Below are 19,040 nucleotides of genomic sequence, written 5' to 3' on the forward strand. Positions count from 1 at the left end.
CAGCGTTTGCTGAAATTCAGTAGGTTTTTTCGGGCAGGCAGAAGGAAACCAGCGACTCGCTGATCAGCCCGAGATGCCAACACCCGGCGGTGATACGACTGCGTACACCGGCGTGCTACTGACAGGTGGCGGGTAGTGACTGACCTGCGCAGGCTGCTTGTCCACGCACGGCACGACCACGGCGTTGACCGCTGAATCGACTACCGCTGTGCGCTGGAGGGCTGGCATGAGCTGATCTTGTGTGAAGGGATGAAGAGGCTTGGACTATAACCAGCCGGTGATAGGTTTTGCAATCACTCTGAATGGAGGAGTTTTCATGTGGGCCCCGTAGGACAGATCGCTATAATGCCGCCCAGTTTTCCCCAAGGATTTCCCATGATCGCATTGCCCTGGCTGTACCTGGCGCTTCTTTCCATTGGCTATCTACTGGCCTTGATCTACGGGCAAATGGGCGTGCTGGCGGGCGTGTCCGTCGCCCTGCTGCTGATTGCCGGCTACGCCGTACGCCAGCAACGCACGCCGTGGGCACGCTACCTGGGCCACGGGTTGTTTATCGTATTGGCGCTAGGCCTGGCGATGCACTGGTTGCCCGGTTTCTACAACGGGCGTGGCATTGCCCCGCAGCGTTTCACCGAAGATGCAGTGCCCTTCTCGATGTACTTGAACCAGGACAAACCGCTGATTGGCTTCTGGCTGTTGCTGGCCTGCCCGTGGATTGTGGCGCGGCGCTCGTTGCGTTTGTCGCTCTGTGTGGCGGCGCTGGCACTGACCTTGACAGCCGTTGTTGCGCTCGGTGGAGCAGTGCTGCTGGGCATCACCCACTGGGCACCAAAATGGCCGGAGCAGGCGTGGCTATGGGTACTGAACAACTTACTGTTGGTCACGCTGGTGGAAGAGGCGTTGTTTCGAGGCTACGTGCAGGGCGGGCTGAGCCGGCGGTTCAAACATTTGTCGTATGGCGACAACGTAGCGTTGTTGCTGGCTTCGTTGCTGTTTGGGCTGGTCCACCTTGGCGCGGGGTGGCAGTGGACGTTACTGGCAACCATTGCGGGAGCGGGGTATGGGTTGGCGTATCGGTTTGGTGGGTTGGGGGCTGCGGTCTTGACGCATTTTGGGGTGAATTTGGTGCATTTTGGGTTGTTTGTTTATCCGATGTTGGCTTAGAGAAAACACCTGTCTAGAACTATCAAGCCTATAGTATAAGAAGTGTCTGAAACACATTCATTCGATGAACATACGAAAATCTAAAACGTAGGGCCGGTCGCGAATAATCAGTCCGACTGCACCCTCAACTCTAAAAATAAACTTCAGCACCCTAGCATGGAAGCATCGATTTGAAAGGCCCTAAGCAAGAAGAAATCCTACTCGTTAAACACGATCTGATTTCACAAAATGTACTGATTCTTTTCGGTCTTATTGTGATCTTGGTTATATTGGCAATCAGCATCTGGGCGATAGCACCATACATCACGACGCCAGACGCGGTAGGCCAGGTTTTGGTTCACGCCAGATCCGGAAAACCATATAACATCTCACCAGAGCCCGTGGAAAGAGCCATATACATTATCCTGGCAGCTGTCGCACCTACGGCTTTGTCTGGATACTTCTGGTACCACAGTCTTAAAAATTCCAATTTAAAATTCAAAGAATTGCATAAACAAGCCAGAATCATACTACCGCTTTTTGCGGCACTTCTATTCGCTGCTCTGTTCTGGGGAGCCGACTTCATTGATATACTACTCTTTCCGTCTCCGTGGGCAAAAGAACATAAGATCACATTAACACTCACTGCAGTGCTGCTCTCTACTGCTCTGATCTACCATTGCCTGACGGGTAAAGTTTCAAAGGGAACAGCAGGAAAAATCACTTGGTGGACAGTAGCGTTGCTCGCTATAGTATTACAGGTCTTATCCTATCGAATAGTCTCTATTAACTCAGTTACGCTGTCGCCTATCTGGTCAGTTCATTTAGACGCAGTCACCTATGCACTAAACCAAGTCATCCACGGCAAAACGCTGATTGCAGATCTCCCATCACAGTATGGATTATTCCCTGAAATCATTGCCCCTCTATTTAAACTGACCGGCTTTTCTATTTTCAAAGAAACCTTGTTTTTTGCCATACTTCACGCCTTGGGGCTCGCTACAGTTGCCGCCTTGCTTTATAGACACGTAGCCAACAAACTACTTTCGGTATTTATTTTTCTTGCGCTGTCCGTTGCGACATGCCTATTCATGTATACAAACGGAATCATTCAGGACATCTATATCCAGTACTTCCCCATCAGGTTTTTCTGGCCCGCCTTAGCACTGCTACTTATTTCTATATATTCAAAAAATGAGAGCCGCGCATTACTTTGCGTTCTAGGCATAACATCTGGGATAGCCATACTCTGGAACTTTGACACAGGCATTCCTGTACTAATTTCCATAGGAGCCACACTCCTGATAAAATCACTAATAACAAAACGACCATTCATACAAGCCATTGGGCGTTCGTTATTATTCACCGCAATTGCGACACTCACAATAGCACTATGCTTTACGCTACTTCGCATTAAAGCTGGAAAACCGTTAGAGCTTGATGAATTATTAGCTTATCAAAAAATATTTTACATGACTGGTTTCGGCATGCTTCCGATGCCTCTCACCCTCCATCCTTGGCAGGCAATTCTAGTCATCTATGCTGCGGGGGCAGTCACAGCGCTAAGCGGGTGGCAACAGCAAGACAACAAGCACGGCACTTACGATCTACTCTTCTGCAGCGCAATCATGGGCCTGGGTCTTTTTGCCTATTACCAAGGCAGGTCTCATGTCTTTTGCTTGATTCTGGTAACTTGGCCAGCAATCTTGATCAGCGGAATCCTTACCGACCTCATACTTAGATCAGTAAGGCGCCGGTCTACCCCGCTCGCATCGATAGCCTTGGTAGTACCCTTTATTCTATTCTTCTCATTGGGTGGGCTTGTGTTTATTTCTACCAGTCAAAACATGCTAGACGACACCCTAAAAAACTTCTCGAACCGCAATATTCCTAAAGACTCCGTAGTGGCCGATGAGTTGCAGTTCATGCGCAGTACTTACCACAACAGGAATTGCCTCATCTTGTCCCAGCGACAGGCTATTTACTCAGCAGAACTGGGTATCGCCTCACCTGTGAACGGACCTGGTATTGCAGAAACACTACGTCAGACTGATTTGGATAACCTTGTTAAGTCAGCACTAAGCCAACCCCTTCAATGTATATATTTGGGAACTACGGAAGGCTCAATTACATTCATTGATGTCAACGACGCTATGCTGATTGAGAAATACCCAGTCATTACCAAGAACACACTCGGTACGATGATGCTGCTTGAGCCTGCATCAAAGGACATGCCTCAGCCCACATCCAACAGCCCGCTTTAATCCCCTTTAGTACCCTCGGAAACCAATTCGGAATAGACATTCATATACGCCTCCCCCATCGCACGGGACGTGAATACCTTCAGATACCTTTCTCGAGCTGCGGCCCCATAGACGGCCGCCAGCTCAGGAGAACTCCAAAGTTGCTCCATAGCAAGACGCATCGCCAGTGAATTACCTGGAGGAACAACCAATCCCGAAATATTATTTTGATTGATGTAGCTAGTTCCAGTACCAATCTCACTGCATATCATCGGTTTTCCAAACATTGCAGCTTCAAGCAGGCTTATACCAAAAGCCTCTGATCGCAGATGTGAAGGAAAGACCACCGCATAACACGCCTTAAGCAAGTTGACTTTTTCCTGTTCAGACACTTGACCAATGAAGCGCACGCTGCTTAATTTTCCCTCTACTGCAATTCTGATTAATTCTTGCTCCAATGGTCCAGCGCCAACAATCAGCAGGGGCCAGTCTTTTCCTTCCATGGCCCGCAATAAGTACTCAAGACCTTTGTAGTAGCGAAGAACACCGACGAACAGAAAAAACTTACCGTGCTGCATGCGCAGCTCAGCAACTTTATCAACCTCAGGCTCGGGATACATGGATTCCTCCAAACCAATTGGAATAGCACTTGTCTTATGGCGGTATTTTGCCAAAACAGGTGAACTCTCGATATAATTTGGGCTAGTAGCCACAATGCGGTCGACACTTTCAAGGAATAACTTCTGCAAGGGAGTATAAAGGCACTTCAAAAACTTCTGCCTAACAATATCCGAGTGATAGGTCACTACGGTAGGCTTTTGAACGCGTGTGGCGAAGTGAACCACATCCATAAATGGCCAAGGGAAGTGGTAGTGGATAAGATCGGCTGATTGAGCCAAGGTTGAAAACTTCTTGAAAGCGGATAGAGAAAATCCAGTCGACGCCAGATTAAAATCTTCTTTCGCCTGAACCAATTGGTAGTCGGCCGTCTGTGTACACGGCATTGCGTCCTTTGATAGTGATAACACTACATTTTCACACCCCTGCTGACTTGTCGCACGGGTCAAATGCCGGATAAACATCTCCACGCCGCCATGCTGATCAGCTGCAAATGTTTTATAAAAATGTAGAATCTTCAAATAACACCTATCTTATAAAATGGCATATTTTGTAATACGTAAAAGAACAATTTTTTACTTCTACCTGAAACGCTATAAAAGGTAGCTCCAATTACATTCTCTGCCTTGCCATCCCTGGGCTACGATTCGACACCCAAACTCCTGACAACCGACTAACACGTGCATTTGGACACTGGGCAAATAAAACAGTTCTCCCGCTTCCTCCTCAACGCGAAAATCATAAAAAGCTCAGTCGATCAGCAGCTGACGCCGGTCAGCTAACACCAAGGGAAGTCACGTGCGCCACAAAAACTTGAAGACGCAAGTAACCTTCTCAGCCGGCAGAATTTCGAACCGTGAAGTGAGCATCGAGTATATTCTGGCAAGGCCAAAATATGCCCCGTCCTCTGCGATTTATTTGCCCTTGCACAAGAAGGCAAATATGCCAGCCTTCTTGCACAACTATTTCTATAATTCACGCCTACTAGAAAGCCAAATTATTCGATAATTCGAAGTGATATAAAGCCGATTCCTAATTTGCGCACATCTCCATTTACACCGGCTTGTAAGGGAGAAGTAGGATTAGGGGGAATGAAGGAAATACTATCTACAGACGCTCCTTGAAGGTCGATCTGCAGCTTCACTTCAGACGGTTGGGAGCCAAGAATCAATTCGTATTCTCGCGCACCAATCAGCACTTTAATCGGAGCATTGGCATTCGATGCAAACGCTTGAGCCACCAAAGCCAACGTAAATTTCTGGGGCAAAGGTTCCCTGAAATCGATACGCACACTTTTTGAAACATTCGCATCGGACCACCGGCCCCATTGCTCGCTTCCAGAAAACCCGCGTACATCACGGACAAATTGAGGCCATTCGGCCTTCGTGAAATCGATTCCATCATGAAGGCTAGCAGGAGATCGCTGACCCAAACTGTCAGCATAATAACCTGACTTATTCATAATGCTTGAAGGGTCTTTACCCACAAGGCTCTCATTCGCTGCAGGTGCCAACTTGAAAAACACAAGATTGCCGTCTGTACTAGACAAACTTGGCGGATATCCCAGCAAAGCAGTCAAGCGAGCTACTAAGTCCTGAGCGTTGTCAGCATACCCCCGGCGATCAATATAGATACCACTGAACCCTAGATTGCGAACCACCTCCAACTGCTTCTCTACAGACTCATGAGAGAGTGACCTGTAAAATAAATCACCTGGCCTCCCCTTCATCCCACCAAAACTCCAGTGCAGCGATTTAGAGTGCAGCACTCCAGCCGCCATTTGGTAGTTATATAAATTATGTACCGCTGGCGCCTCAGGAAAAGGCAGATACGGAAGCTGATAAATGGCGGCGCCTTCCGGCACAGACATTTCTATCGAATGTACAAATTTCTTATCGTTTTCATAAGCATTTTTTTCGCCAACATTACACGACTTGCAGGCAGGAATTGTCTGATCGTAAATTCCGCAAAAAAGCAACAAAACCGCAATTGCAGGCACGTAGCGTTTTACTTTCGAAGACCGTTTGTATAACCATGCCTGAATAACAACAAAGAAAATCAATAGTGCGCCAAAACCGATAAAAATACTTATTCTGTTCCACGCTCTGATTGATGAAGAGATAAATGATGAGAAAAACGCACCCAGCCCTCCGATGGTACCAAACATGAAGAGAAGAAATACGACCGCTACCAAATAACCAAGTCTTCGATCAAGCCTGCGGCCAGCTAAAGACCACAACAACAAGCAAAAACCAATTAACAACCCAAAAGCCCCGACAACGCCAAGAACAGATGTCGAGTTCTCATTTACCAGCGGAAATGTTCCATTATAGTAATCGGTAAACCTACCTAGCGAAGATATACGATGGTCTGCGCGTGGCAAGATGAGTTGCATCAGCTTTAAACCATAAACCTCTGATTCCATTGGAGCCCGTTGAGCGACTTCCATATTGGCGCCCAGCTGATACTTCCCAATTAAATTGGGTAGAACGTTAAGCAACACACCAAAAATTAAAATGGCTGCGACTAGCAACGGACGGCCCGCGGCTTTTATTTGGCCTGTCACCATCCAACCAAGAATTCCTGTCAGCGAAACCATAAGCACACCGAACAACGCATAATAAACGCCGAACGACGAGAGCACTAATAATCCTGCGACAATTAAAACAGACTTTACGGAAAACAGACGACTACTCTTACTGCCCTCCAAACCCGCTGAATTCTGGAGTAAAAAGAAGGACAGGTAATAAAACAAAGGAACTACAAAATACCATGTATAAAACAGGTGCCCCAACCTAAGAATATGGAAAGGCAAAAACGTAAACAGCAAAGCACTCACAACTGCAAATGATCGAACCAGCCCAAAAGCTCTGACCACAAGGTACGTGGCTACAAAGCAGACGGGAAAACTTAGCAAGAAAAACAAATTGACGCCGGCGAAGCTACTCCCCGAGAGCAAGGACAGCACTTTAATCAGAAAATGACTGCCTGCATCCGAACCTGGAAAATCAAGAAACGTCGATCCAAATGGATACCCACTGCGAGCATTTTCAAACAACCAACCTTCCGTGACTCTCTGTGCCATCCAAGCGTGGAAAAGCCCATCGCCGGAGTATCTTAATGGAACAGAAATATCAGGCCACAATCCATTCGGCCAGCCATTAGTTAAAATACTCGCCAAAACTAATGAAAAAATCGAACCGAAAATCACCAATTTCCATTCTTGCCTTAGGATCGGCAACAATGATAATAGACGAGGCTCCGGATGAACGATACTTGAAGTCACTATTTAATCCCTTACCAGATCAATCAAAATTTACGCGTTCAGCCTCAACAACCAAAGGCATGTTGCGGACTTGGGTGTGTACCGATCCAATGTACTCACCCAACATACCAAGGAAAAGTATTTGAATCGAACTGAAGAAAAATAATGAAATCAGCATCGGAGCGATGCCCATCTGAAAAGAGTTCCAAAAAATCAGCTTCGCAACTAGGAAACCAAATGCCATCAACAAACTCAGCAGGGCAAGGATACCTCCCCCCATTACCATCAATCGCAGTGGCACTTTAGAGTGATTGGTAATCCCAAGCATGGCGATATCATAAAGCGTGTAGAAGTTATTTTTTGTTATCCCCCGCTGCCTTCTGGGTTGCTTGAACGGAACTGTTGCGATGGGAAAACCTATCTCACAGAGAAGCCCTCGAAAATAAGGATAAGGGTCGTCCAGCGTTTTCAGGACATCCAGAACCACACGATCAAACAGGCCAGCTCCCGTGGCGTTTTTCACCAGAGGGACTTCGGAGATCTTTGAGACAAACCGATAGTAGGTTTTTCGGGCGAAGAACATCAGCGGGGACTCTTCACTCTCAGGCTTTACCGCCAACACAGTCTTGAAGCCTTCCTCCCACTTTTGCACAAACTCGGCAATCATCTCGGGCGGATCCTGAAGGTCCGACGCAATGAGTACACATGCATCGCCCCTACTCTGCAACAGAGCGTGATAAGGAGAGCGTATATGGCCAAAATTTCTGGCATTTAAAATAAGCTTGACGCGCTTATCCTCCGCAGCAATTGTGCGCAGTTTCGCCACACTGCCATCAGTCGAGCAGTTGTCGATAAAAATGTGCTCGTAATCATAGTCTAACTTAGCCATCACACTATTGATTCGCTGGCACAGCTCGTCAATGTTGGCCTCCTCGTTATAACAAGGGGTTACAATACTTAAAAGTTTACGCATGATTAAAAACAAACCTATTATTTATTAGAAACGATAGCACCGCCATGGGTGGCACCAGTATCAAGCCAGAGACATACGGCGTGACGCCAAAAAGCGAAAACAGTGCAATTCCACTTAAGTTAACGCCGTACACGACAACATACCCAATAACAAACCGAAAAATCAGCCCATTATTATTCGAATTAAATACAAGAGCACCCGTGCTCTTGAAATTAAAAATCACGCCCAACACCGTCGCCAAAAGTAATGCAGCACTGTAATGCAGACCCAAATATGTGAATACTGCAAAGCAGCCATAACCGAAGGCCGCGTTCATCATCCCCACCAATAAAAACTTGAAAAATCGTGCTTTCAAAAGTTTATCGGCCGTCAATGCTCTGTCCCTCCGCCTTTCTGAAATTCCAGATAAGTTTCAATCTCTTTAAAAATCCCACTTAACGAGGTTTCGCTTGGTTTATACCCCAGCTCACCCGCCTTGCGATTGAGCGAATAGTAATTCTGCTTCGCACCTGTCGCATTAATCCTGGCCTGCTCTCCTACCACGTTGTACTCAAGACAAAATTTTTCGCTGATACTCGACAGCAATGAGAATTTGTCGACGGGCGCCAGCGTATAGCAATCAACAACCGAGTTAATTGGAGGGGAAGACAGTATTGATTTGATTAACAGAAAAAAATCAGAAGGCACTATGTAATCCCTTACCATGTTTTCAGGTGACACCCCTAAAACACTACCTGTCGCTATTGCTCTAAGAACATCACTCAATAAAAAGCGAGCGTCCAGTGATTGTCTGCTGCTGAAATAACTGAACACCCTGACATCAACAATGTTCAGCTCCGCGTGAGCACGATGCCTGCACTCCGCGCAAAATTTCGCCACTGAATACCAATCTTGTGGAATCAGATTATTAATAGAAAATACAGCGTTCGTGTCTGCTGTTACGGGGGTATCGAAATTGCTGCCATACGCAGCGCCACTGCTCAAAAATATATACTTACACGCAGTGTGGCCTTCTAAATATGCCAGAGCTAATCGGTCATAAGACTCAGTCACGTCAAAAATCGTCGCGCCCATTGCTTTAGCTTGTGCAGGATCCCCCACACCGACGAAATTTATTATTGCGTCATAATGGGCAGACAGATTGAACTCCGAATACTCAGACACGGTGAAGGCGTTGCTTTCGACGATCGCGCGAATATCAGGGGCCAATGTAATGACATTTCGAACGAACAAATGGCATTCGTAACCTCCGTTACTTGCAAATGAAGCCACCAAATCTCCGGCGATATGACTGTTCGCCCCAAAAATTGCCAACTTCATTGCTGAGGTTCCAACTGAGGTGACTGTTGGTCGATTGGACGTCCGAATTCCAACCTGGGGCGGCACTCTCTGGCATCAGGCATTAAGACTTCAATTAACATTGGCTTGGGTTCAGCCATAAACGCTTGCACAGCCAAACGGAATGCTTCGAGGTTCACGACACTTACAGAACTCACACCGTAAGCTTTTCCGATCGCCTCAAATTGGGAGCTATAGCCGTTCCAATATGTAGAAGAGTTTCTACCCTCGAAATACATCTCTTGAAACCCCCTGACCATGCCCAGCGAGTGGTTATTCAATACGATTGTCAAAACTGGCAATTGGTCGCGGGCAATGATGTCCAGCTCCTGGATATTGAGTTGGGCACCACCATCCCCTGTAATAACGATAACGGGCTTATTAGCTGCACAGCACACTCCTACCGCCGCAGGAATAGCAAAGCCCATCGTACCCAGGCCTCCGGAATGGTGCATGGCTTGACCATGGTCCAGCCTCAATGTATGTGCCGCCCACATTTGGTTATTTCCGACGTCTGCCACATAATCAAGGGCACGGCCGAGCGTCAGTTCATTGAGAGTAGTAAATAATTGAAACGGGCTGACACCCCAACTGCTGTACTCATCAACAAACGTCTCCTCAGACTTTAGAGCAAGATGCTTCTGCCAGGATGACCATTCAGGATTAGAGTCAAATCCACAGTGGGTGAACGCGGAGAACAGTTGGCTCAGGCATATCTGATAAGCAACGTCAGTTGCAACCCGGTTATTTAGCTGGCCTGGTTCAAGGTCAAACTGCACTATTTCCGCAAGGGGGGCAAAACTTTCTGGTTTAGCGCCCGTTTGCCGGACATCCATACGGCTGCCGAGTACCACCAACAGATCACAATTCTGGACTGCATGATTTGCTGCGCGCGTACCGTATGCTCCTAACATCCCGAGGTAACAATCACTGGAGGAGAGCTTTTCTGCTCCTTTCAGACTGGCAACATGAGGGATTCCCAACCTGTTGATCAGCGCCAGCCATTCCGAAAAGCCAGAAAGATTGACGGCACCGCCACCAATGAGAAACAAAGGGCGGTTAGCGGCCTGCAACTTAGACCTAAAAATATCAAATTCAGTGAAACTGTCGACACGTTGCTCGACAGCCTCGTTGACTTTCATAAGTTCATTAAACACTGCCTCATCTATGTCAGCGCGTTGAATATCCATGGGAATATCCAACAAGACAGGGCCCGGGCGCCCTTCCCTGGCAATATCGATAGCTTTCAGAAGACAAGGGATTAACTCGTCCACTTTCGTCACTTGATAGGCATACTTGGTGATACTCTTAACAAGTGCCACGCTATCCAGTTCCTGGAAACCCTGCTGTCGAATGGCTCTATCACCCTTGAGTTCATAAGTATTAACCTGACCGGTTAAAAATATGCAAGGGTGACTGTCCAACCAGCAATCAGCAATCCCTGTCATCAAGTTCGTAGCGCCCGGGCCACTTGTTCCCAACGCCACGCCAAGGATTTTATGATTGGTTGCACGTGAAACTGCAGATGCAGCAAAGGCTGCGCCTTGCTCATGGTGCATAGACACTAACTTTGTCTTACCCAACAAGTTAATACTATCTACCAAGTGGGTAATCATCCCACCGATCAGCTCAAAACCGAACAGAACATTTTTTTCTGCTAGTACTTTTGCTACCGCATCTGAAGCTTTCATAATTTAAAAACCGATTCCGAAAAACTCTTCCAACTTCTCACCGACGTAGTCGAAGTGTTCCTGCCCCAGGGAGGGTTGGACCCCGAGCCAAAAGGTCTGATTCATGGTTCGATCAGTATTGGTCAGATCACCTACGACCCGATACTCAACATCGTGAAAATATGGCTGGCGAGTTAGATTCCCTGCAAACAGCAAGCGTGTACCGATTTTGTTTTGGTCAAGAAACTTCAACAAATCGACGCGATTAACGCCAGAGCTTTCCTTAAGCGTTACAGGAAAACCGAACCAGGACGGGTCGCTATTAGGTGTGGCTTCAGCCACTTCCAGAAAATCACTCAGGCTGGAAAGACGGTCTTTGAGCAACTTGAAGTTACGCTTGCGAGTATCGATAAACTCTTGGGCACGGTCCAATTGAGCCAACCCGCACGCCGCCTGCATATCAGTAATTTTGAGGTTGTAACCCAGGTGGGCATACACATACTTATGGTCATAGCCCTGTGGCAAGCTGCCAAACTTCTGCCCGAACCGGTTACCGCAAGTATCGTCACACCCTGGCGCGCAGTAGCAATCTCGTCCCCAGTCACGAAAGGACTCGGCGATGAGCCTCAGTTGCGCATTGTTGGTGAATACCGCTCCCCCCTCTCCCATCGTAATATGGTGTGCAGGGTAGAAACTCAGCGTGGCGATATCACCGAAGGTACCTACCATCTGACCGTCATATGTGGCACCAAGCGCATCGCAGCAGTCTTCGACCAGCCACAGATTGTACTTCTCGCACAACGCCTTGACCTTGCCGAGATTGAACGGGTTGCCCAGAGTATGGGCAAGCATGATTGCCTTGGTCTTGGGTGTAATAGCAGCTTCAATCAGCTCGGCATTGATGTTGTGGGTGGCCATGTCCACGTCCACAAATACGGGAATTGCGCCAAACTGCACGATAGGATTGACGGTGGTCGGGAAACCCGCAGCGACGCCGATTACTTCATCCCCTCGCTTGATGGCACGATCGCCCAGCTTTGGTGAAGTCAGCGTACTGAAAGCTACAAGGTTGGCTGAGGAACCAGAGTTCACACTGAGCAGGTACTTGACGCCCAAGAACTCGGCGAGCTTTTTCTCGAACTCTGCATTAAACCGCCCAGTGGTCAACCAACCGTCAAGGGATGCTTCAACCATCAATTGCAATTCGCGTGCGCCAATCACTTTTCCGGAGGGTGGAATGACGCTTTCACCTGCAACAAAAGGCTTGGCTGCCAAGGCGGTTTGGGCGTAACGCTCAACCAGTTGGCTGATTTCCTGACGAAGCATATCGGGGGTCATGAGATTTCCTACTTAAAACTTTAATGAATTAGTTACTTACAGCCATAGCGGCCATGTAATCAGCGATTTCGTCAATACAGCACGCCTTCATATCGTCTCCACGCAACCAGGCACGCTGCCAATCGATTATGTAGGTCAGCGTTTTTTCCAGGCCCCATGTAGGTGACCACTGCATGTGCATGTGCGCTTTGGAGACATCCAGCTTTAGATAACGCGCTTCGTGTGGCTGTGGATCAGCATCGAGCTTCCAGGAGGCTCCCGCTCCCCAGGCTGAAACCATATGATTGAGTATCCACTCCACGGGACGGGCATCCTCATCCTTGGGACCGAAATTCCAGCCCTGGGCGAATTTCTGGCCGCCTGACCACAAATGTTGCGCCAGCACCAGGTAGCCGCCCAGCGGTTCAAGAACATGCTGCCAGGGACGAGTGGCGTTCGGGTTACGAACGATGACAGGCGCTCCCTTCTCGATTGCGCGAAGGATATCAGGAATCAGGCGATCCTCTGCCCAGTCGCCTCCACCGATGACATTGCCAGCGCGCGCTGAGGCAAGCGCTGCTGTGTCCGTTCCGTTAAAAAAGGATTGGCGGTAGGCGGAAGTTACCAACTCCACACAGCCTTTGCTGTTGCTGTAAGGATCATGCCCACCCATGGGCTCATTTTCACGGTAGCCCCACTCCCACTCCCGGTTCTCGTAGCACTTGTCAGTAGTGACATTGACAATCGCCTTAACGTTAGGGCACTTGCGCGCAGCTTCCAGTACATGAATGGTTCCCATCACATTGGTCGCATAGGTTTCCACCGGTTCACGGTACGACAACCTGACCAATGGCTGAGCCGCCATATGGATCACGACGTCAGGGTCGAACGCAGTCATGCTTGCCGTAACAGCTTGCAGGTCACGAATGTCACCGATTTCTGATTCCATCCCCTGACTGACGCGCGCTTCATTAAACAGCGCCGGCGTAGTGGGAGGAGCAAGCGCAAAACCTTTGACCCGCGCGCCCATGGATTGCAGCCAGAGCGACAACCAACTGCCCTTGAAGCCGGTATGGCCGGTGAGGAAGACTTTTTTTCCCTTCCAAAAGTCGGGTGCTACGGAAGCTTTCATATTAGTCCCAGGTCTTCCACGGAGCTTTGTTTGTAGTCCACAGGGTCTCGAGCATATTTTTGTCGTGCAGGGTGTCCATTGGCTGCCAGAAACCATGGTGCTCATAGGCCATTAACTGCCCCTCAGCCGCAAGGTTTTTCAGCGGTTCCTGCTCCCAGACCGTGCTGTCGTCGCTCAAATAATCAAGCACTTGGGGAGAAAGCACGAAGAATCCGCCATTGATCATGGCACCGTCGCCTTTTGGCTTTTCTTTGAAATTCAGCACGGCACCTTCCTGGATATCCAACGCTCCAAACCGGCCTGGCGGGTAGGTAGCGGTGAGCGTTGCAGCTTTACCATGACGTTTGTGGAATGCAACCGTTGCGTTGATGTCAATGTCACCCACGCCATCACCATAGGTAAAACAAAATGCTTCCTCATCACGTACATAGTCGGCAACCCGCTTGAGGCGGCCCCCTGTCATGGAGGTATCACCGGTATCGATCAGCGTAACGTTCCAAGGCTCTGCACGCTTGCCGTGAACCTCCATTGCGTTCTCACTCATCTTGAACGTCACATCGGACATATGCAGAAAGTAGTTCGCAAAATACTCTTTTATCAAGTACCCCTTATACCCACAGCAAATGACAAAGTCGTTGATGCCATGGGAAGAGTACATTTTCATGATGTGCCACAGGATCGGCTTCCCACCAATTTCCACCATTGGCTTCGGCCGAATGCTGGTTTCTTCGCTCAGACGTGTCCCTAAGCCTCCGGCTAAAATTACTGCCTTCATAATCCCTCCTAATTTAGTTTGAGCGCACAAATGCGTCCGCGTAAAAATTCCTTTCCGGCAGTCCTGCTTTTTGCAAAACCTCTCGAGCAGAGAAGATCATGTTTTCCGAACCACAGGCGTAAACGACCGACTGAGTCAGATCAATATCATCTTCAAGCACAGCAGCTTGAACATACCCAGTACGCCCGGACCACGATGAACTCGCTCGTGACAAAACGGGAGCAAATACTGCCGCAAGTTGCGCCAACTCCGGCTGCCAGTATATATCGCTCTCTGTACGTCCACCCCAGTAAACAAAAATCTGTTTACCCATGACCGTCTCAGGTGCTTTCTTAATTTGCTCTAACATGGCTTTAACAGGTGCAATACCTGTACCGGTCGCCAAGAAAATAATATTTCTCGCGTCTTTTTCGCGCAGGCTGAATGTACCTAAAGGCCCTTCAAGACGTAAAAGATCATTTGCTTTAGCCGCCCCAAACCAATAGGCGGACATAACACCCTGCTCCACTTCACGGATATGCAGTTCGAGTTTCTCATCTTCACGCTGAGCATTGGCAATCGAGTAACTACGCCGAACGCCTCCCGGACCAATCACATCCAGATACTGCCCAGGAAGATAGGTGAACCGGCTATTGGGGGGAAGTCTCAGGACCACCTGAAGAACATTGGATGCGAGTACACCCAGTGCGTCAATCCGGCATGGAAGTGTTCTTATCTTGATGTCGCCCAGCGCGCCAATATCTTCAACGTCCAGTTCGACATCAGTCAGGGCAAAACGGCAACAGGTCAGCACGTACCCATTGAGATTATCCTCAGGGCTTAATGAAAGCTCATCGCGAAAAGCCTCGGTTTCGCCACTTAATACTTTTGTCTTGCAGACACCGCATCGACCAGTCCTGCAACTGTACTCCAGCGTCAACCCTTCAGCTCTGGCGCTATCCAGCATTGAATCACCTGCGGCTGAATTGAAGCTTTTCCCGTTACTTATTTTTACTGATGCCATCACTCGAACCAAATAAAAAAACTGCTGCCACTGTTCGACGGTACTCTGCCGAACGCCCAATGCATCCAGATCCATCTCAAAAACCCTTCAGGCACTCCAACACCTGAAACGTTTATTGGGTTGCCGCCCTGAGGGGACGTTTTGACACCTGTTCGGCCAACTGAAAATGCCGCCCTCTCCAGCATTTATTGTCCACGAACAAGCGCTTGTTACCTCACGGCTCGCTATATTGCCGACCTTTCTAGTGAGCGTTCACGGAACTCTGTTCAGCGTCTCTGTAGACCTGCGTGGTTTCTTGTGCGCAACGTGCCCATGAGAAGTGACTAGCTTGAATCGTGCCAAGATTTGCCAGACGTGCGCGCTGTTTTGGATCATCAGCCAGTGAAGAAATTGCCAGAGCCAGTGCCTCGCAGTTATCCAGTTCAAACAAACTGCAGGCGCCTTGAGCGAATTCAGCCATGGACGTCCCTGCACCACAAATGACAGGGGTACCACTGGCCATCGCCTCAAGCACCGGCAGCCCGAATCCCTCGTACAGCGAGGGGTAGATGAACGTCGCCGCACCCGCATAAATAAAAGGTAGGTCCCGGGAGCTGACGAACTGCAAAAACTTCACTTCTCCCGTTGCCTGCAATGCTTGGATGCGCAGCATCAATTCTGCATTATTCCAACCTGGCGCGCCCGCGATTACGAGGGGAAATGACCGTCGAATCTGGGGTGTTAAACGCTGCCAGGCATCCAAAAGCGTCGAAAGGCCCTTGCGAGGCTCAATGGTACCGACAAACGCCAGGTAACTTCCGTGCTCCAACCCATGCTGAGTTAAGACTGATCGGGTTTCTTCTGCCGAACGCGCAAAAAAACGGGCATCTGCACCCAAATGAATGGCCCTGACCCTGCTAGCCGGTACGCTGAACTGATCGATTAGCTCTGTACGTACGACTTCTGAGTCCGCGATAACAAAATCTGCGCGGTCCAGAGTACGAGGTAATTGACGACTCAACCAAGCAACGCGCTCTGCCGGATGAAACTCCGGGTGGCGAATAAACGAAAGATCATGCACCGTCGTTACACTAGGTCCATCATGGGGCTTGAGAATAAAATTCGGCTCGTGATACACAAAATCCCCGCGGGTGCGCCCACCGCGCTTGAAACGCGTATCAGACAATAGCGCTTTTGCTCGATAGGCAAGGGGCAGCCCCCGCAGCGTACTGCGCAGGCTTGATTTCCAATTGCCTGCAACGGAGAGCTTCCCACCGGCTGAGGGTGACGGTAAATCGAAAGAAGCTAATACGTCCGATGACGATGAGAACCGATCGCCATCGAAGCAATCCATTGCCTCAACCTCGGGCATACGCTGAAACTCACGAAGCAGGTTCAACGTATAGTTCCCAATCCCCGTCAACGGAGGCCGTAACGACTCAATACCCATCAAGAGCTTCACTATTCGGCCACCACACGCACACGCCAGTCGGCCAACAATGAAGCCAGGGTTTCTTTCAGTGAGATACTTGGCTGCCAGCCGAGCACATTGCGGATGCGATCACAGTTACCTACCGCAAACGGAATATCCGATGGACGCAGGCGCTGTGGGTCGAGTTCGACAGAAATGGCCGCAGGACTCTGGCTGATCATTTCATCGAGAATGTCACGTATCTTGCGCGCCTGCCCCGACGCGATGTTAAACACACGCGGGTGCTCTGCGCCGTCGCTCAACTCAAGCAACTGCAAGTACGCGGCACAGACATCACGCACATCAAGGAAATCACGGCACGCTTCGAGATTTCCTACCTGCATGACGGGCGCTTGTTTTCCACTTTCGATCAATGCGATCTGCCGGGCAAACGAAGCGGTGACAAAGTCGGGAGACTGTCCACTGCCAATATGGTTGAAAGGCCGTGCAATCACACCTTTCACGCCTTGTTTGAAGTACTGTTCAAACGCCAACTCAGCCGCCAATTTGCTGGCTGCGTAGGGGTTCATCGGCAAGCACGGGCTGCTTTCATCAAGCGCTACACCAGCCTTGAAGGCTTCGCCATACACTTCCGAAGAACTGGCAAACACGACGAATGCATCCGGAGCTTTCTGCTTGATGGCTTCCAGCAGATTCAGGCTGCCAATGACATTGGTATTCCACGTCAGCAGCGGATCACGAAAACTGGTCGGCACATGAGAGATGGCCGCCAGGTGAATAATATGGGTTGGCTTTAACCGTTCCAGCGTTGCCGCACAGGCGCTCGGATCCCGAATATCCAATACAGCCTGCTCGACACCAGCACGGGATGACGGGTTAGGAGTAGTACAAGCACAGCTTACTCGATAGCCTGCCGCCAGTAGTTGGTCCAGCAGTACTTTACCGACAAAGCCATTAGCTCCGGTCAACAGAACATGTTTCACCGCTATTCACCTTTGGCCTGAACAACATAAGTAGGACGGTACGGGTTCAAACACGAACCCGCCCGCTTGGAACGCAAGTGATCGCGCTCTTCTGGCCTTAGAACGAAAAGCCTTGTTCGTTGCGACGCAGGTCTTCCTGCACCATCATCCGGCACAGTTCTTCCAGGCTGGTTTTTGGCTCCCAACCCAATACCGCCTTGGCTTTTGCTGGATCGCCGATCAGCAACTCAACTTCAGCCGGTCGATAAAACTTCGGATTGACCTGGACTACAATCTTGCCGCTTTCTGCATCAATCGCGTGCTCCTGGTCACCCTCGCCTTTCCAGTCAAGGTTGATATCGACTGCTTTGAACGCCAGCGATACAAAGTCACGCACCGTTTCTGTCCGGTTGGTCGCCAGTACAAAAGTATCCGGCTCGTCGGCTTGCAGCATGCGCCACATACCTTCCACGTACTCTTTCGCAAAACCCCAATCGCGCTTGGCGTCCATATTGCCCAGTTCCAGGACACTCAGCTTGCCTTGAGTGATCTTGGCTACAGAGTCAGTGATCTTGCGCGTTACGAACTCGCGCCCACGCAGAGGCGACTCGTGGTTGAACAAAATACCACTGGTGCCAAAGATGCCGTAGGACTCACGGTAGTTGATGGTCATCCAGTGGGCGTACAACTTGGCGACGCCGTAAGGGCTGCGCGGATAGAACGGCGTGGTTTCAATCTGCGGGATCGCTTGAACCTTGCCGAACATTTCCGAGGTTGAGGCCTGGTAGAACCGCACCTTCGGGTTAACGATACGGATGGCTTCCAGCAAATTGACTGCGCCCAGACCAGTGATTTCAGCAGTGGTCACCGGTTGGTCGAAAGACACACCCACAAAGCTCTGGGCCGCCAGGTTGTAGACCTCGGTAGCTTCGGTAGTCTGCAACAGGCGAATACTGGATGACAGGTCAGTCAGATCGTATTCAACCAAGTGCAGATTAGGGTGCTGGGTAACACCCAGTTCATCCATGCGCCAGAAGTTGACCGAGCTGGTGCGGCGATAGGTACCGTAGACGGTGTAGCCTTTTTCTAGCAAGAGCTGAGCGAGGTAGGCACCGTCTTGGCCAGTGATACCGGTGATAATTGCTTTTTTCACGTGTAGCTCCCTAATAAAGCTGTATTGAATCTGAAAT

The 19,040-nt window shown here is 49.4% G+C and carries 16 protein-coding genes; 2 read left to right on the forward strand and 14 right to left on the reverse strand.

Annotated elements, in window-relative coordinates; all coding sequences use genetic code 11:
- Positions 1–63: 63 nt before the first annotated feature.
- Complete coding sequence (locus tag LVW35_RS20975) at positions 64–228, reverse strand: hypothetical protein (protein WP_233891864.1); 165 nt, start codon at positions 226–228, stop codon at positions 64–66.
- A 147-nt stretch (positions 229–375) separates the two neighbouring features.
- Here LVW35_RS20975 and LVW35_RS20980 point away from each other — a divergent pair, with 147 nt between their 5' ends.
- Entirely contained in the window at positions 376–1,164 is a 789-nt protein-coding gene (locus LVW35_RS20980) for a CPBP family intramembrane glutamic endopeptidase (protein WP_233891865.1), read from the forward strand.
- 170 nt (positions 1,165–1,334) lie between these two features.
- Complete coding sequence (locus LVW35_RS20985; RefSeq protein WP_233891866.1) at positions 1,335–3,407, forward strand: hypothetical protein; 2,073 nt, start codon at positions 1,335–1,337, stop codon at positions 3,405–3,407.
- On the opposite strand, the gene LVW35_RS20990 is transcribed toward LVW35_RS20985, so the two are convergent.
- From LVW35_RS20990 to gmd, 13 genes are all read right to left on the reverse strand, one after another.
- Positions 3,404–4,525, reverse strand: a complete 1,122-nt coding sequence (locus LVW35_RS20990) for a glycosyltransferase (RefSeq protein WP_233891867.1) — start codon at positions 4,523–4,525, stop codon at positions 3,404–3,406. The genes LVW35_RS20985 and LVW35_RS20990 overlap by 4 nt on opposite strands.
- A 476-nt stretch (positions 4,526–5,001) precedes the next feature.
- Positions 5,002–7,290, reverse strand: a complete 2,289-nt coding sequence (locus LVW35_RS20995) for a DUF7024 domain-containing protein (RefSeq protein WP_233891868.1) — start codon at positions 7,288–7,290, stop codon at positions 5,002–5,004.
- Between the two features lie 19 nt (positions 7,291–7,309).
- Positions 7,310–8,242, reverse strand: coding sequence for a glycosyltransferase family 2 protein (locus LVW35_RS21000; protein ID WP_233891869.1), 933 nt, complete (start codon positions 8,240–8,242; stop codon positions 7,310–7,312).
- The gene (locus LVW35_RS21005; RefSeq protein WP_233891870.1) at positions 8,235–8,615 is read right to left on the reverse strand and encodes a GtrA family protein; all 381 of its coding nucleotides are present in this window, start codon (positions 8,613–8,615) and stop codon (positions 8,235–8,237) included. Before LVW35_RS21005 ends, LVW35_RS21000 begins: the two co-directional genes overlap by 8 nt.
- Complete coding sequence (locus tag LVW35_RS21010; RefSeq protein WP_233891871.1) at positions 8,612–9,562, reverse strand: NAD-dependent epimerase/dehydratase family protein; 951 nt, start codon at positions 9,560–9,562, stop codon at positions 8,612–8,614. The genes LVW35_RS21005 and LVW35_RS21010 overlap by 4 nt, the downstream gene beginning before the upstream one ends.
- Positions 9,559–11,271: a thiamine pyrophosphate-binding protein gene (locus tag LVW35_RS21015; protein ID WP_233891872.1), complete on the reverse strand. Its 1,713-nt coding sequence runs from the start codon at positions 11,269–11,271 to the stop codon at positions 9,559–9,561. Before LVW35_RS21015 ends, LVW35_RS21010 begins: the two co-directional genes overlap by 4 nt.
- A 3-nt stretch (positions 11,272–11,274) precedes the next feature.
- Positions 11,275–12,588: a lipopolysaccharide biosynthesis protein RfbH gene (rfbH, locus tag LVW35_RS21020; RefSeq protein ID WP_233891873.1), complete on the reverse strand. Its 1,314-nt coding sequence runs from the start codon at positions 12,586–12,588 to the stop codon at positions 11,275–11,277.
- Positions 12,589–12,616: 28 nt separating this feature from the next.
- On the reverse strand, positions 12,617–13,699 hold the full coding sequence (gene rfbG, locus LVW35_RS21025) for a CDP-glucose 4,6-dehydratase (RefSeq protein WP_233891874.1): 1,083 nt from the start codon (positions 13,697–13,699) through the stop codon (positions 12,617–12,619).
- 1 nt (position 13,700) lies between these two features.
- On the reverse strand, positions 13,701–14,474 hold the full coding sequence (rfbF, locus tag LVW35_RS21030) for a glucose-1-phosphate cytidylyltransferase (RefSeq protein WP_233891875.1): 774 nt from the start codon (positions 14,472–14,474) through the stop codon (positions 13,701–13,703).
- A 13-nt stretch (positions 14,475–14,487) separates the two neighbouring features.
- Complete coding sequence (locus LVW35_RS21035; RefSeq protein ID WP_233891876.1) at positions 14,488–15,552, reverse strand: FAD-binding oxidoreductase; 1,065 nt, start codon at positions 15,550–15,552, stop codon at positions 14,488–14,490.
- Between the two features lie 166 nt (positions 15,553–15,718).
- Positions 15,719–16,906, reverse strand: coding sequence for a glycosyltransferase family 4 protein (locus LVW35_RS21040; RefSeq protein ID WP_326489611.1), 1,188 nt, complete (start codon positions 16,904–16,906; stop codon positions 15,719–15,721).
- A gap of 11 nt (positions 16,907–16,917) precedes the next feature.
- Positions 16,918–17,871: a GDP-mannose 4,6-dehydratase gene (locus tag LVW35_RS21045; RefSeq protein WP_233891878.1), complete on the reverse strand. Its 954-nt coding sequence runs from the start codon at positions 17,869–17,871 to the stop codon at positions 16,918–16,920.
- A gap of 97 nt (positions 17,872–17,968) precedes the next feature.
- Positions 17,969–19,003, reverse strand: a complete 1,035-nt coding sequence (gene gmd, locus LVW35_RS21050) for a GDP-mannose 4,6-dehydratase (protein ID WP_233891879.1) — start codon at positions 19,001–19,003, stop codon at positions 17,969–17,971.
- Positions 19,004–19,040: the final 37 nt, after the last annotated feature.

Source organism: Pseudomonas sp. HN11 (genome assembly GCF_021390155.1).
Classification (GTDB): domain Bacteria; phylum Pseudomonadota; class Gammaproteobacteria; order Pseudomonadales; family Pseudomonadaceae; genus Aquipseudomonas.